This is a genomic window from Pseudomonas sp. RW10S2 (assembly GCF_014268985.1).
GTDB lineage: Bacteria > Pseudomonadota > Gammaproteobacteria > Pseudomonadales > Pseudomonadaceae > Aquipseudomonas > Aquipseudomonas wayambapalatensis.
Genome location: NZ_JABWRO010000009.1, coordinates 1 through 12,467 on the forward strand (window position 1 = coordinate 1; position 12,467 = coordinate 12,467).

16 protein-coding genes are annotated in these 12,467 nt (G+C 66.0%); 1 reads left to right on the forward strand and 15 read right to left on the reverse strand.

Features of this window, described 5'->3' with window-relative positions; translation table 11 throughout:
- From HU729_RS03560 to HU729_RS03590, 7 genes are all read right to left on the reverse strand, one after another.
- Window positions 1-1,216: FliI/YscN family ATPase (locus HU729_RS03560; protein ID WP_186708412.1), on the reverse strand; the 1,216-nt coding region annotated here is incomplete at its 3' end.
- Window positions 1,213-1,803 carry a FliH/SctL family protein gene (locus HU729_RS03565; protein WP_186708414.1) on the reverse strand — a complete coding sequence of 197 codons (591 nt, stop codon included), beginning with the start codon at window positions 1,801-1,803 and terminating at the stop codon, window positions 1,213-1,215. The genes HU729_RS03565 and HU729_RS03560, both read right to left, overlap by 4 nt.
- Entirely contained in the window at window positions 1,800-2,426 is a 627-nt protein-coding gene (locus tag HU729_RS03570; RefSeq protein ID WP_186708416.1) for a type III secretion protein, read from the reverse strand. The genes HU729_RS03565 and HU729_RS03570 overlap by 4 nt, the downstream gene beginning before the upstream one ends.
- The gene (gene sctJ / locus HU729_RS03575; protein WP_186708418.1) at window positions 2,423-3,205 is read right to left on the reverse strand and encodes a type III secretion inner membrane ring lipoprotein SctJ; all 783 of its coding nucleotides are present in this window, start codon (window positions 3,203-3,205) and stop codon (window positions 2,423-2,425) included. The genes HU729_RS03570 and sctJ overlap by 4 nt, the downstream gene beginning before the upstream one ends.
- Window positions 3,206-3,209: 4 nt before the next feature.
- A complete protein-coding gene (locus tag HU729_RS03580; protein ID WP_186708420.1) occupies window positions 3,210-3,644 on the reverse strand; it encodes a hypothetical protein in 435 nt (144 codons plus the stop codon).
- 6 nt (window positions 3,645-3,650) lie between these two features.
- A complete protein-coding gene (locus HU729_RS03585; RefSeq protein WP_186666937.1) occupies window positions 3,651-3,866 on the reverse strand; it encodes a hypothetical protein in 216 nt (71 codons plus the stop codon).
- Between the two features lie 22 nt (window positions 3,867-3,888).
- The gene (locus HU729_RS03590; RefSeq protein WP_186708422.1) at window positions 3,889-4,467 is read right to left on the reverse strand and encodes a type III secretion protein; all 579 of its coding nucleotides are present in this window, start codon (window positions 4,465-4,467) and stop codon (window positions 3,889-3,891) included.
- Window positions 4,468-4,579: 112 nt separating this feature from the next.
- Here HU729_RS03590 and HU729_RS03595 point away from each other — a divergent pair, with 112 nt between their 5' ends.
- Window positions 4,580-5,365: a tetratricopeptide repeat protein gene (locus HU729_RS03595; protein WP_186708424.1), complete on the forward strand. Its 786-nt coding sequence runs from the start codon at window positions 4,580-4,582 to the stop codon at window positions 5,363-5,365.
- 20 nt (window positions 5,366-5,385) lie between these two features.
- On the opposite strand, the gene HU729_RS03600 is transcribed toward HU729_RS03595, so the two are convergent.
- The 8 genes from HU729_RS03600 to HU729_RS03635 form a co-directional block, all read right to left on the reverse strand.
- Window positions 5,386-5,820: a hypothetical protein gene (locus HU729_RS03600; protein ID WP_238348295.1), complete on the reverse strand. Its 435-nt coding sequence runs from the start codon at window positions 5,818-5,820 to the stop codon at window positions 5,386-5,388.
- Between the two features lie 13 nt (window positions 5,821-5,833).
- Complete coding sequence (locus HU729_RS03605) at window positions 5,834-7,156, reverse strand: type II and III secretion system protein family protein (RefSeq protein WP_186708426.1); 1,323 nt, start codon at window positions 7,154-7,156, stop codon at window positions 5,834-5,836.
- A complete protein-coding gene (gene sctV / locus HU729_RS03610; protein WP_186708428.1) occupies window positions 7,153-9,294 on the reverse strand; it encodes a type III secretion system export apparatus subunit SctV in 2,142 nt (713 codons plus the stop codon). The genes HU729_RS03605 and sctV overlap by 4 nt, the downstream gene beginning before the upstream one ends.
- The gene (locus tag HU729_RS03615) at window positions 9,291-9,629 is read right to left on the reverse strand and encodes a tetratricopeptide repeat protein (RefSeq protein ID WP_054892878.1); all 339 of its coding nucleotides are present in this window, start codon (window positions 9,627-9,629) and stop codon (window positions 9,291-9,293) included. The genes sctV and HU729_RS03615 overlap by 4 nt, the downstream gene beginning before the upstream one ends.
- Window positions 9,626-9,988, reverse strand: coding sequence for a hypothetical protein (locus HU729_RS03620; protein ID WP_186708430.1), 363 nt, complete (start codon window positions 9,986-9,988; stop codon window positions 9,626-9,628). Before HU729_RS03620 ends, HU729_RS03615 begins: the two co-directional genes overlap by 4 nt.
- Before the next feature lie 8 nt (window positions 9,989-9,996).
- Window positions 9,997-10,926 (reverse strand): FHA domain-containing protein, encoded by a 930-nt coding sequence (locus HU729_RS03625; protein ID WP_186708433.1) that lies wholly within the window; start codon window positions 10,924-10,926, stop codon window positions 9,997-9,999.
- 111 nt (window positions 10,927-11,037) lie between these two features.
- Window positions 11,038-11,202, reverse strand: coding sequence for a hypothetical protein (locus HU729_RS03630; RefSeq protein ID WP_172964786.1), 165 nt, complete (start codon window positions 11,200-11,202; stop codon window positions 11,038-11,040).
- Between the two features lie 415 nt (window positions 11,203-11,617).
- The gene (locus HU729_RS03635) at window positions 11,618-12,403 is read right to left on the reverse strand and encodes a LuxR C-terminal-related transcriptional regulator (RefSeq protein WP_186708435.1); all 786 of its coding nucleotides are present in this window, start codon (window positions 12,401-12,403) and stop codon (window positions 11,618-11,620) included.
- Between the last annotated feature and the right edge of the window lie 64 nt (window positions 12,404-12,467).

Genomic DNA, 12,467 nt, shown 5'->3' on the forward strand with positions numbered 1-12,467 from the left:
CGCCCGCCAGTGGGTCGCTGCCGGCGGCGTATTCACCGATGCGGATCAGCATTTCGATATCGTTGCGCCGCGCCATCAGCTCGCGCATGCGCATGGCCAGCTGGCGTTGCTCAGGGCTGGCGACCTGCTCCATCAGGCGGCTGCGGCTGCGCAGCACATCGATGGCGGGAAAATGGTTGCGCTGAGCAAGCTCGGCGCTGAGCACCACATGGCCGTCGAGAATCGAGCGCGCCTCCTCGGCCACCGGATCGGTCGCCGCGTCGCCTTCGGTGAGCACCGTGTACAGCGCCGTGATGCTGCCCCGGGCTGCGGGGCCGGCACGTTCCAGCAGGCGCGGCAGGGCCGAGAAGAACGACGGCGGATAACCGCGACGGGTCGGCGGCTCGCCCACCGCCAGGCCGATCTCGCGCTGGGCGCGGGCGAAGCGGGTCAGGCTGTCCATCAACAGCAGCACGTTGCGGCCCTGGTCGCGGTGATACTCGGCCAGCACCGTCGCCACATAGGCGGCGCGAGCACGCTCGGCGGCCGGCCGGTCGGAGGTGGCGACCACCGCCACGGTGCGCGCGCGGGCCTGAGCATCGAGCTGCACGTCGAGCAGCTCGCGCACTTCGCGGCCACGCTCGCCGATCAGGCCGATCACCACCACGTCGGCATCGGTGTTGCGCACCATGCTGGCGAGCAGCGACGACTTGCCCACCCCCGGCTCACCGAACAGGCCCATGCGCTGGCCACGGCCCAGGGTCAGCAGCCCGTCGATGGCGCGAACCCCCACCGACAACGGCTCGACGATCACCTGCCGGGCGAAGGGTTCAGGCGGCTCGGCCTGCAGCGGATAACGGCGCATCGGCCCCAGCGGCGGCTGGCGGTCGCCATCGAGGTAATCGCCCATGGGGCTGATGACCCGCCCCAACTGGCCATCGCCCACGCTCACCCCCAGCGCCTCGCCGGTGGCCGTGATCTCGGTGCGCGTCGACAAGCCTTCGAGCGAGCCGATCGGCGAGAGAATCGCCTCGTCGCCATCGAAACCGATGACCTCTGCCGCCAGGGCGCGACCACTGGACGGGTCGTGCAGGCGGCACAGCTCGCCGATGCGCACCCCGGCGACGCTGGCACGCAGCAACACACCACGAATGCTGCGGATGGTGCCCTTCATCGGCCGTGGCCGGGCATCGCCCAGGCGCGCGTGCAGGCGCGGCAACAACGCTTGCAAGCTCACGGCGTCACCTCGCCGAACGGCAACAGGCTACGGCGCAGCGCCTGCAACTGGGCGTCCAGCCCCAGCTCCACCGAGCCGACCGGGCTGCTCAGGCGAGCCTGACCGGGCTGCAATTGATCATCGGACTCCACGGCGATCGTCGCCAGGCCATCCGTTTCGCCGTGCATGCGGCGGCGCACGGCCTCGACCTCCAGGCGCGGCACGAACAGCGTCAGCGCCTGGTCCTGGCGAAACGCAACCAGCGCCTTGCGTGTGCACAGCACGATGCGCTCGGCGTCCCCCAGGCTCTCCAGCACTTCGCGGGCAATGCCCAGGGCTAAGTCGGCCAGGCTGTTTTCCAGCCCCGTCAGGTAGGCCTCGACCTTGGCGGCAGTGTCGGCCAGCAATTCGCTGACTGCCTCGGCGCCCTTGGCGCGGCCGAGTTCAAAACCCTCGGCGCGGACCTGCTCCAGCCAGCGCGCGCTGTCTTCACGGATACGTTCGGCCTCATCGCGGGCGGCCTGCAGGTAATCGCGTCCATCGGTCCAGGCCTGGACCTCGGCGGCACGCAGAATGCGCGACGCCGGACGGCTGGGCAACTGACTCATTGCACGCTCTCCCGGTTCTCGGACAACGGCATCAGCAAGGCGGCGACCCGACGCACGATGCCAGGGTCGGCCAACGATGCCGAACCTTCCGCCACAGGCATCGGCAGGCGCAATTGCAGCCAATCGCGCAGGTCGGCGGGCTGCTCGTCGAACCAGGCCTGCACACAGCGCGCACCGTCGTGATCGATGGCGGTCAGCAGGTCGTCAGGCTGGCGCAACAGGTCCATTGCCCCGCCCCATTGCCTATGGGCAATGGCCAGGCCGAAGACCTCATGCCCAAGCCCCTGGCGCAAGTGCTCGACCACCTCGCGACGGATTTCCCGGCCTAAGGTCGCACCGTGCCAGATGGCCCCACACAGGCGCGGCAAACGGGCGAAATCCTGCGGCGCCAGCAGCAATACCGGCAGGTCCTGTTCGGTCGGTTGCGACACCTGATCCAATGGCTGCAACTGGAAGTGCGCCAGCATCAGCGCCTGCAGGCGCGCCTGGAAACGCGGCGACTCGATCAATGCCTGGATCTGCGCACCGGCGACGTTCTCGGCGAAACAGCGGCGCAGGTGGCGCCGGTCGACAAAGGCCAGAGGCTGCTCCAGCAGGGCCTGCCATTGGGGCATCAGGCTCATGGCGCCTCCGACAGGCTGTACAGCGCACGACCACGACGCTGCTGCCAGTGTCGCCAGCCCAACAGCCCGGCGAGGGCCAGCGCCACCAGCAGGCTGCCACCGAGCAGCAGACGCGCGCGGGACGCATCTTGCTCTAGCATCCAGATGCCCATCACGCTGACCAGGCGCGGCTGGCCGTCGGCTTCGCTCCTGGGGGCTGCGGCCTTGATCGCTGTCACCGACACACCGTCATAGCTGAGCCCGGAAATGCCGTTGGCGACCAGGGTCTTGATCTGCGGGATCAGCGGATTGATGTCGGTGTTGGCGTCATAGCGCACCAGCACCGAGGCCGACGACGGGGAAATCACCCGCTTGAGCAAGTCGTTGTCCGGCAGCACCACATGTACCCGCGCCGAGACGATGCCGTCGATCTGCGAGACGCTGTGCGACAGCTCTTCGCTCAGGGCGTAGACCATCTGCGCACGCTCCTGCACCGGCGAGGACACCAGGCCATTGCTCTTGAACACTTCGCCCAGGTTGGAGAACGACTGCCCCGGCAGCCCGGCCTCGTCGAGGCGGGCCATGGCGTCGGCAAAGCGACGCTCGTCCACCACGATCTTCATCTGGCCGTTGTCCTGGACCTTGCGCGAGGCCGGGATGCCATCGCGCAGCAACACCGCGAGCATGGCATTGGCCTCGCGCTCGCTGAGGTTGCTGTACAAGTCCATGTCACAGGCCTGCAACAGGCTGGCCAGGGCGACGACGATCAGCACACGCAGGGCTCGCCAACAACGGGTCATCGATTCATTGTCCTTTGAGCAGGGTGTTGGCGGAGCCGGAAACCTGGGTCGCGCCACGCACCACCATCTGGGTTTCGATGGAGTAGTCGAACATCCGCCCGAGGGACTCGACGATGTTCGCAACCTGGGTCTCTCCGACCTTGGGCGTGCCCTCGGCGCCCGGCGCCACGAACGGCGACGAGCCCACGGCCGGGCTCGACGATGGCATCGCTGGGCCGCCATGGCTAAGCAACTCGGCCCGAGCGCTGAAGGTGCGCGAACGGTCGATGAAACCATCCAGGCGCTGCATCAGGCTCTCACCGATCTGGTGAGGACTGGCACCTTCAGGCATGCCCTTGGCGCTGTTGGCCATGTGTTCGAAGAGGTTCTGGGAGGCACCAAGCCCCCCTTGTCCTCCTGACGGCGGCAGTGCCGCCGTAGTCGCAAGACTGGCTGTCATGGCCGCTTACTCATCGTCGTCCGAGGACTGGGCTTCGTTCAGCATTTCCTGCGCCTTGGGCATGATGATGAACTGCCCGCCGATCATCACGGCCTGGTTCACCAGCGCCTCCTGGAAGCTTGGATCGTCAGAGGCGTCCTGGGATTTGCCGAGCGCAGCATCGAAGCGCGCTTCAGCGCTGCTCGGGGTGCTGCCGGGGGTATCGATCGGGGTAACGGCCATGGGGCTTCTCCTGGTTGGTTTTTCAGTGATCGCTGACGCTGGCGCCGCGGAACACCCGGATACCCCGGGAGGCTGCGGACGTCGCGACGGGTTGGGGTCGGTTGTCGAGGTGCTGCTGGATCATGTTCAGGTAGGCGGGCGGTCCGGACACCAGCAGCTCGTCGCGGTCGGCGCCAGGGCGTTGCGACAACTGGCGGCCGTACACATCGAGGCTTTGCAGGTAGTCGCGCAACTGCTCCAGGTCCAACCCGGGCTGGCGACGGAACAAGCGCGTGGCCACTTCATCGTTGCTATTGATGTAGAGCACGTTGCCGTCGTAGTACCAACCCAGCGCGTTGCTGTCGCACAACTGGGTGAGGAATTCGCCGGCAGTGCTGCTGCGCAGTGGGCTGCGAGCCTTGCCGCGGACCTTGTCGGACACCACCACGACCTGCTCCAGGTTCTGCCCGAACTCGCTCAGGGCGCCGCGCAGGTCCTGGTCGACCAGGGCGTAGGCATAGGGTTGGGCGAACCAGGCGGGGTCACCCTTGCCTTCATCGCTGCGCGCAGGCAACGACAGCACGACCAGCAACAAACCGATGAGCCAGAGCGGGTTACGCATGGGCAATCACCTCTTTGGCAGAGGTCACAGGCGTGAAATCGTATGAAGCGCAGTCGAATTCACACATCAAGTCGCTAGAATGGCCACTCAGTCGTCCGCTCGAGTCCTTTCCATGCCCAAGCGTTTGCCGTCCACCCTGCTTCTGATCGCCAGCACCTTGCTCGGTGCCTGCACCAGCCAGCCACACACTGCCGACGATGGCTACGATCGCCTCATGCACCTGGCGGGCGATCTGCAGCAGCGCGGCGATACCGCCTCGGCTGCTGCGCTCTACCAGAATGCCGCGCAGCAACCTGGGCGCCATCCCGAAGCCTGGCAGAAGCTGGGCGACACCACGCTGGCCGCGGGCGATGCGCGCGCGGCCGAGCGGGCCTACCAGCAGGCGCTTGAACTGCAGCCGGACAACCTCGACGCCCTGCTGGGGCTGGGCAGCGCCCAACTGCGCCAGGGCAAGCTGGAACGTGCGGTCACGTCCCTGACCCAGGCGGCCGAACGTGGCAACCGCGCCGATGCCTGGAACCGCCTGGGCATCGCGCAGATCCTGCGCGGCCAGGCCGTTGCTGCCCAAGGTGCATTCGCCAAGAGCGTGGCGCTGGCCCCGAACGACCTCGACACCCGCTGCAACCTGGCCCTGGCCTACGCCCTGGGCGGTCAGGCGCAACGGGCCCTGGACACCGTGCGCGTGGTCGGCCAGTCGCCCCGTGCCCTGCCCCGGCACCAGCGCAACGAACTGCTGGTCACCGTACTGGCCGGTCGCGAGCAGGACGTCGCCGGCCTGCCCCTGGACGATCTCTCCGCCAGCGAACGCCAGACGCTGCTCAACGAAGCCCGGCGCATCAAGGCGATCCCGGATGCCCAGGCCCAGGCCCGCGAGCTGGGCCTGGTGGACGGTCGCTAGCACCTGCACATGCGCGCGTTTCATTGCTTCTCCTGGCGATCGGCGCGCGCTTGCTGTTCATCCTGGCGTCGACGCAGCTCGGCGCGATCGTAACCCTCGATATAGACCTGCGCGGCGCGTCCCACGGGCGCCGCCATGGTCGGGCCGGTCGGCCGCCCCTGGGCCAGGTCGTCCGGCTGCTCTACCATGCGCATCAGCGTGAGGTTGTTGGCGCAGCCCGGCGGCAGCAGCGGCACGAAGTCCTCATCGAGGCCGAAGTCATCCTTGCTCGCCGGTTTCAGGCACTCCACCGGCAGGATCTCGGTGCTGCCATTGGCCAGTGTCTTGTGCTGGAAATCCGGTGAATAGGAGACCGGCTCCAGGTGTGTCTGGCAGCCAGCCAGCAGTGCCAATGGCAACAGCCAGCAGAGCCCGGCGGGGGCGCTGATCATCGGCTTGGAAAAGATCGATTTCATGGTCACCCCCAAGTCAGTTCATGTAGAAGCCGAACTTGCCGCCACTGCGTGGCCCCGCCGAAGCGGTCGCAGGGCCCGGCAGGGCATCGAGGGGGGTGGCCAGGTCGCGCTCGCGGGTCGGCTGGACCAGGTACGGGGTGATCAGGATCACCAGCTCCGTCTCGTTGCGCTGGAAGCGCTTGGAGCGGAACAGGTTGCCCAGGATCGGCATGTCGCCGAGCATCGGCACCTTGTCCATGTCCTGGCTGCTTTCGCGCTGGAACAGGCCTGCAATGGCAAAGGTCTGGCCGCTGCCGACCTCGACCCGGGTATCGGCACGCCGCACGCGGAACGACGGCACCCGGTAGCCGTTGACGTCGGTGGTGTCCGAGCCCATCAGGCTGCTGACCTCGGGGCGCACCTGCAGGGCGATATGGCCGTTGGGCAACAGCGTCGGGCTGAACAGCAGCGACACACCGAAAGGCTTGTACTCGATGCCCACCAGGTCACGGTTGACCGGCACCGGCACGGGGATTTCGCCGCCCGCCAGGAAGCTTGCGGTCTGCCCGGTCATGGCGGTGATGTTCGGCTCGGCGAGGATCTGCAGCACGCCATTGCTCTGCAGGGCTTCAAGTATCGAGTCGATGTTGACGTTGCCCGAACTGAGGCCGGCGCTGATGACGTTCGATGCACCGCTGGCGGCGTCGGCGGCAAGGCGACCACCGGTGATCAAGCCAAAGGAAAAGGTGCCGTTGTTGAACAGTGCGTTCCAGCTCACCCCGTAGCGCAGCAGCTCGGAACGCGAGACTTCGGCAAAGCGCACGCGGATGTTGACCTGGGCAGAACCGGCATAGGTCGCGGCGTTGACCGCTGGCACCGGGCTCTGGTTGTCGAGCAGTGCATTGAGGTCACTGGCTTCGCCGACATCCCTGACCAAACCCTTGGCCACCAGCTGATTACCCACGGCGCTGACCTGCGCGCCGCTGGCCGGATGCAGGTCCTGCAGCGGACGGCTGACGCTCTGGGTGGCGTTGTTCACCGACAGGCTCAAGGCCGCCAATTGCTTGCCCGCGTCGTCAAGAGCAATCAGGCTGGTCTGCCCCGGCGCCTTGCCGAACACGTAGATCACCCCGTCGGACACCACTTGCAGGTCGGCGATTCCCGGCTCGGCGACCAGCACCGACGCCACCGGCGCTTTGAAATGCAGCACCCTGCCCTCGCCCGATGCCAGGTCCAGGCGGCCATGGCTGCCGGCCGCGATCTCATCGGCAGTGGCCAGGAAGGACAGCAGCAACCCGACCAGGCCGAGCCACAGCCGGTAATGAAGCACAGCGCCAACGCGTGATGAACCGATCATGAAGCACTCGCCAGAGAAGTGACCGAGGCACCGCTGGTGGAGCGGCGTTGAGAGGTGTCGCCAAGTTCGAGAGTGCCCACGGCCTGCAGGTTGTATTCACCGGCCAACTCGCGGAACGACAGCACAGCCAGCTCCAGGTCTCCACGCAGCACCAGGCGGCGCAGATAGCGGCGCAATTCCGGGTGTACCAGCAGCACACTGGTGCGGTCTTCGGGCAGGCGCTCGCAGGCCTGGCGCAGTTGCAGCATCAAGGCGCGGCTGACCTGCTCGGGAATCGCCTCGCGACTACCGTCCTGACGCCGTATCCCAGTGCGCAACTGCTGCTCCAGCACCGGCGCCAGCACCAGGGCGCTGATCACCCGGTTGCGGTCGGCATATTGGTGGCTGATCTGTCGGGCCAGCGCTGCGCGCAGGTGTTCGGCCAGGTGCGCGGCGTCGGCATCGCGGCCTCCCCAATCGACCATGGCCTCAAGCAAGGCGCGCTGGTTGCGGATCGACACACCCTCTGCAACCAGGTAGCGCAGGGCTTCGGCCATACGCTGCAACGACAGGTTGCGCAGCACTTCCTTGATCAGCTCGCCATAGCTGCCCTCGATGCTTTCCAGCAGCGCACGGGTCTCCTGAATGCCGAGGAAATCTGCCGCGTAGCGGCGCAGGGTGCGCTCGACCGTCGCCCGCAGGACTTCCTCGGGGAGCATGAAACCGACGCCCGCCTGTTCCAGACGCTCCTGGTACTCACGAGCGATCCAGTGGGCGCTGCGCGCGGCCAGGGGCGAGTCGGCTTCGATCATCGGGATGTCGAGCAACTGCACATTGACTGGGTCGTCCCTGAGCAGCAGGCAATCGGCAGGCAGTTCACCTTCGCTCACCGGCACGCCTTCAAGTTCGATGACGAAGCGCTGGGCGGCGCTCTTGGCGTCCACATGCACGGCGGCCAGGGGCACATCGATGCCGAGCTCGCCACGGATCTCGTGGCACAGCGCCTCGAAGCGCTGGCGTAGCGGCTGCTCCGGCGCACTGGTCGCAAGGCCCGGCCCCATGACCAGGAGGATACGGCAGTCGAGCGGCTTGCTCGCCGACACGCTGGCCTCCACCGTCGGCATCTGGGGTTCGTCCTCGGCCTCCGGTGTTTGCACAGGCTCAGCCTGCTCGATCGCCTGGCGACGCTTGAGGTAGAACGCCGAGCCACCCAGCACTGCGGCAAGCACGAAGAACACCGCCGCCGGGAAGCCCGGCAGCAGGCCGATGCCCAGCAGGATCAATGCAGTGAGAAACAAGGCACGATGGCTGGCGCCCAACTGGCGAATGATCTCCGTCCCCAGGTCACCGCTGGCACCGTCGCTGTTGACGCGGGTCACCACGGTGCCGGCCGCCACCGAAATCAGCAGCGCCGGAATCTGTGCGATCAGGCCGTCACCGACGGTCAGCAGCGAATAGGTGTGCACTGCGGTGCCGAACGGCATGTCGCGCTCGACCATGCCGATCAGCATGCCGCCCAGCAGGTTCACCGCGAGGATCACCAGGCCGGCGATGGCGTCGCCCTTGACGAACTTCATCGCACCGTCCATGGCGCCGAACATCTGGCTTTCACGCTCCAGGCGCGAACGACGGCGACGGGCTTCGGCCTGGTCGATGTCGCCGTTGCGCAGGTCGTTGTCGATGCTCATCTGCTTGCCGGGCATGGCATCGAGGGTGAAGCGCGCGGCCACCTCGGCAACCCGCTCGGCACCCTTGGTGATGACCACGAACTGCGCCACGGTGATGATCAGGAACACCACCAGGCCGACCACCACCTGGCCGGCGATGACGAAGTCACCGAACGCCTGGACGATATGGCCGGCATCGCCGTGCAGCAGGATCAGCCGCGTGGTGGTGATCGACAGCGACAGGCGGAACAGGGTGCTCAGCAGGATCAGCGGCGGCAGCGCCGAGAACTCCACCGAGTGGTTGATATAGAAAGCGACGACCAGGATCAGCATGCTCAGGGCGATGTTCAGGCCGATCAGGCCGTCGACCAGATAGGTCGGCAGCGGGATGATCATCATCGCGATGGCCATCAGCATGAACGACACGATGATCACGTCGGTGCGCTGGGAGGCCGCACGCGCCAGGCCGTTGAGGCGATCGAGCGGGCTCATCGGGCGGCCCTGCGTGCACTGAGGTAGCGCTTGAAGCACTGGCGCGCTTCGTCCTTGCGCCCGCCGCGCCACAGGGCATGGCTGCGCAGCAGCAACAGGCCGGGTGATTCGCCTTCCTGCTCGGTGAGGCGGTCGAGCGCGTTCAGGGCACGACTGGCGTTGCCGCTGTCGGTGAAGGCCATGGCCAGGTAGCGCAGCAGCGTGCCGTCCTGCGGGGCCATCTGCGCGGCGATCAACAGCATCACCAGCGCGCGCTGGGGCTGACCGCTGCGGCGGTAGAGGTCGCCCAGGCCCTTGAGTAGCTCGATGCTGTCGTGTCGTTCGCGGGACATCATGGTTCCTGCACCTCGGCGCGTTGCTGCTCCAGGGACTGGCGCAGGTGTATCTCTTCACGAAGCAGGTCTTCGGCCAGATCGCGGATCTCCGGTTCGGCATCCAGCGACGGCATGACTTCGTCCAGCAGGTACTGCAGCAGGTCCAGCGCACGGGTGCCGCTGAACAGGTCCGGGTTGATCTCCTCGCCGGCGCACGCTTGCTCGAGCTCTGCGCGCAGCGAGCGGCGACCAGCCACTTCACGCTTGCCCAGCAACGCATCGAAGCGAGCATTGGGGCGCGCCTGCAGCGGGCGCACGGCCTCGACGGAGGGGGTCTTTTCGGTGGAAGACGGCAACAATGGCCGCGGTTCGATCCTCATGCTCGGTCCTATAGGGTCAGGGTGAAGCGTTCTTCACCCCTGGCCAGGATCACCTGGTCGCTGTCGATACGTTCCAGCATCCAGCCGTCGGCCAAGGCCGCGCCGGGATAGAGGCGCTTGCCGCTTTCGCTGATCACATAGGGGTTGTTGCCGAACCACACCGCCTGGAAGCGCACCCGTGGACGGGCGACATCGGCCTGGGCGGTGACCGTGCTGTGCAGCATCACCTGCTGGCCGTAGCGCTGGTCGTAGTCCTGGCGTACGGCGAGCCAGCGCGCCTTCTGCGTCAGGTCCAGGCGCCCCTCGGCCAGCAGTTGCCCGCCTGCTTCGCTGAGCCGTACGCCTTCCAGGCCGTTGACCTGCAGCTGCTGCCCCAGCCATTGATGGGCCTGCGCCAGCGAAGGCAGCTGCGGTGCACGCGGCGCAGGCATCACGCTGGCGGCCAGGGGTTTGGGTGGCTCGCCACGCACGGCGTAGGCGAAGGCGCAGATCAGCATCAGGCCCAGCGCCAGCGCAACGTGGGTACGGGTGAATGCCGAGGCGTTCTGGGGCTGTGCGATCGCGGCAGCGGCGCGCGCGAGCTGTTCGTGCTCCAGGCTCAACCGCGCCTCACCCAAGGCGATACGCAGCGGCAACTGAGCGCGATAACCGCTGCCCAGCGGAACGATGATCGCCCGTCCCTGCTGGTCTTCGACCCGCACTTCGCCGCCCACGGCCTCGACTGCGACCTTGCCGTCAGCCAGGCGCAATACCAGGTGGCGGGGCTCGACGCCCGGGTCATTGAGAATGAAGTCGGCATCAGGTGTGCTGCCGAAGGTGTACTGGGTGCCGTCCAGACTGATTCGGCCACCCTGATGCAGACCCTGGGTGACGCTGAGGACCGGCTTGGAGGCTGTCGCGCCACCGGTGACGGCGGCCAGAGCAGTAAGGGCTGTCATGGGCGGGGCACCACCGTGAATAACACGGGCAACGGCCATTCAGGCCCTTGCCGAAAAATGCGTCGTTGCAAGACATGCGGGCGGAGCAACCTCCGCCCGCAGGGCACAACGTCAGTTCTGCGGACGCTGTTTGGTGGCGTCGAGCTCAGCCTTCTTGGCCGTGGTCAGCTCGGTGATCTGGGCCGACTTCTCGATAGCCATGTTGAAAGTGGCTTCCATCTTGGCGATTGCTGCGTCTGCGCCGCCACCGCTGCTTGCTGGAGGTACGTTGCTCATGGTGATACTCCTTCAGGATAGGGATTCATAAGAAGCCGCTTTGAGGCGGGTAGAAGTCCGTGCAAGACAGCGACTGAAGGGGATGTCAGGCAGTCGCTCTCTAACACGGGGCCCATGTTAGGCAATGAATATTCGCCACTGCTGTGAAACGTTGTGAAAGGTTGGGAAAACTCTTGATACAAATTGCCGGGCACCGCCTTTACACAAGCTACAAGCCATGCACAGCAAGGCCTTCAGCTGAAAAGCCGAATACCTTGAAATGTCTAGGATTGGGGAAAATGCGCTGTTTTTCTGGTCGAAACAGCCGGCAGCCAAGTTCAGTTATTGAATAAACGCAGTAAGGCGGGCGGCGCTACAGGGTCAATATTACAAGGCGTCAGGATAAGCGGATGAATAATGACTTCTGTGAACTCAATCAACTTTGCGCTTGCAGAAACAGCGAAAACAACTCGGACTGTGACTTGATCCCCAATTTGCTGTACATGTGCCTGCGGTGCACTTTCACAGTCTCGGCGGATATCGCCAGCTTGCGCGCGATCTCCTTGCTCGAACAACCACTGAGCATCAAGCGCCCCACTTCCAGTTCCCGTGCAGTCAGGGGTGTCTGCAGCGCCTCGACGGTTTCCTCCAGACGGCTCTGCCAGCGTGGCGCCGGTGGCGTGGCCTGCTCCAGCAATTCGCGCTCGAACGTCATGCGCTGGCGCATCAGCCCGGCCACCCAGGGGCGCAGCAAGTCGAGCAGGGTGATCTGCTCGGCGCTGAAACGCCCCTTGGTCCCCAACGACAGGCACAAGGTGCGCTCCTTCTCCAGCTGCACATTGAACTGCACCTCGTCGGCGACCACGTTCAGGCGAAAGTAGCGCTGGTAGTAGTCGGTCTGCTCGAAGCACTCCGGCGCCACGTCCGCCAATTGGAACAGGCCGCTGCCCGGCGCCTCGCGGCTGGCGATGTAGAACGGATCGAGCAGGTACAGGCCCTTGAGGTAGTCCTGGAACAGCGGGTCGGGCCCGCCGTCCTCGCCAGGACACTCGGCGAACACTTGCGGTCTACCATTGCTGAAGAGCAAGGCCACCCAGCTGTCGAACGGCACATACTGATCGAGCAGGCGCACCAGGGCGAGCCAGAAGCCGGGCTTGTCGAGCGTCTCGACCAGGTGACCGACCGAGCGGTGCCAGGCCAGGTCCTGCAGCGTAAGGTTCATGCCTCTACCCCTGTTGGGTTACCACGTGGGCGTAATTACCCCCGATACGGTGGCCGACGCATAC

Coding starts and splice junctions, on each gene's coding strand:
- HU729_RS03580 (WP_186708420.1), bottom strand. CDS start 3,644: ATGACAGCCAGTCTTGCGACTACGGCGGCACTGCCGCCGTCAGGAGGA.
- HU729_RS03615 (WP_054892878.1), bottom strand. CDS start 9,629: ATGATGTCCCGCGAACGACACGACAGCATCGAGCTACTCAAGGGCCTG.
- HU729_RS03625 (WP_186708433.1), bottom strand. CDS start 10,926: ATGACAGCCCTTACTGCTCTGGCCGCCGTCACCGGTGGCGCGACAGCC.
- HU729_RS03600 (WP_238348295.1), bottom strand. CDS start 5,820: ATGAAATCGATCTTTTCCAAGCCGATGATCAGCGCCCCCGCCGGGCTC.
- HU729_RS03635 (WP_186708435.1), bottom strand. CDS start 12,403: ATGAACCTTACGCTGCAGGACCTGGCCTGGCACCGCTCGGTCGGTCAC.
- sctV (WP_186708428.1), bottom strand. CDS start 9,294: ATGAGCCCGCTCGATCGCCTCAACGGCCTGGCGCGTGCGGCCTCCCAG.
- HU729_RS03620 (WP_186708430.1), bottom strand. CDS start 9,988: ATGAGGATCGAACCGCGGCCATTGTTGCCGTCTTCCACCGAAAAGACC.
- HU729_RS03570 (WP_186708416.1), bottom strand. CDS start 2,426: ATGAGCCTGATGCCCCAATGGCAGGCCCTGCTGGAGCAGCCTCTGGCC.
- HU729_RS03565 (WP_186708414.1), bottom strand. CDS start 1,803: ATGAGTCAGTTGCCCAGCCGTCCGGCGTCGCGCATTCTGCGTGCCGCC.
- HU729_RS03585 (WP_186666937.1), bottom strand. CDS start 3,866: ATGGCCGTTACCCCGATCGATACCCCCGGCAGCACCCCGAGCAGCGCT.
- sctJ (WP_186708418.1), bottom strand. CDS start 3,205: ATGACCCGTTGTTGGCGAGCCCTGCGTGTGCTGATCGTCGTCGCCCTG.
- HU729_RS03605 (WP_186708426.1), bottom strand. CDS start 7,156: ATGATCGGTTCATCACGCGTTGGCGCTGTGCTTCATTACCGGCTGTGG.
- HU729_RS03590 (WP_186708422.1), bottom strand. CDS start 4,467: ATGCGTAACCCGCTCTGGCTCATCGGTTTGTTGCTGGTCGTGCTGTCG.
- HU729_RS03595 (WP_186708424.1), top strand. CDS start 4,580: ATGCCCAAGCGTTTGCCGTCCACCCTGCTTCTGATCGCCAGCACCTTG.
- HU729_RS03630 (WP_172964786.1), bottom strand. CDS start 11,202: ATGAGCAACGTACCTCCAGCAAGCAGCGGTGGCGGCGCAGACGCAGCA.